At 48.1% G+C, this 767-nt stretch carries 1 protein-coding gene; it reads left to right on the top strand.

Going from position 1 to position 767, the window contains the following annotated elements:
• Nucleotides 1-390 precede the first annotated feature (390 nt).
• Nucleotides 391-675, top strand: a complete 285-nt coding sequence (locus V6U78_RS12705; protein WP_072327269.1) for a helix-turn-helix domain-containing protein — start codon at nt 391-393, stop codon at nt 673-675.
• Nucleotides 676-767: the final 92 nt, after the last annotated feature.

Below are 767 nucleotides of genomic sequence, written 5' to 3'. Positions count from 1 at the left end.
CCCTTTCTAGTAGCTTGCACTAAGTGATCCATTGGATTACTCTGTATCCTATGCTGACTACGATAACCGAACTTCCAGAATACATTAAGCGAGCAGACTCACTGCTTACTGACATTGAGCGCAAGGCTGTCATTGACTATCTTGCGGAACATCCGCTGGCTGGTGATGTGATGGAAGGTACAGGTGGGATTCGTAAGCTTCGTTGGGGTAGAGGGAGCAAGGGGAAAAGTGGTGGTGTGCGAGTCATTTACTACTACCATGACCAACGTATACCTCTGTACTTGCTTACGATGTTTGGCAAAGGTGAGCGAGCAAATTTATCGAAAGCTGATAGAAATGCGCTTTCTAGGTTGGTCAGCATTCTTGTTCATACCGCATTGGAGGTAAATCATGGCTAGTGCATATGAGAGTATTGCTCAAGGCTTGCAGGAAGCGATTGAATTGAATCAAGGTGGCAAAGTTGCTGCAAGAACACATCGTCCTGAGCCTGTTAATGTTGCTGAGATTCGGAAAAACCTGGGTATGACGCAAATGGAGTTTGCTTCTAAGTTTTGTATTAGTGTTGCGACGTTAAGGCACTGGGAGCGTGGTGATCGCATACCACATGGCCCTGCACTTGCGTTATTGCATGTTGTTTCAAAGGAGCCTCAGGCTGTATTGAGAGCCTTGGGTTAACAAAGCGCAGCAGTACGCCGCCGTTGGCGGCCAGAAGCCATTTCGCTGCGCTTCAATGGCTCCGCTGTGCGCGGCGTTATTTTGTAGGCAGC

The sequence above is a fragment of the Marinospirillum alkalitolerans genome (assembly GCF_045055655.1).
GTDB lineage: Bacteria > Pseudomonadota > Gammaproteobacteria > Pseudomonadales > Halomonadaceae > Marinospirillum > Marinospirillum alkalitolerans.
The sequence above is the reverse complement of the archived record's forward strand: the minus strand, read 5'-3'. Positions and strand labels throughout refer to the sequence as shown.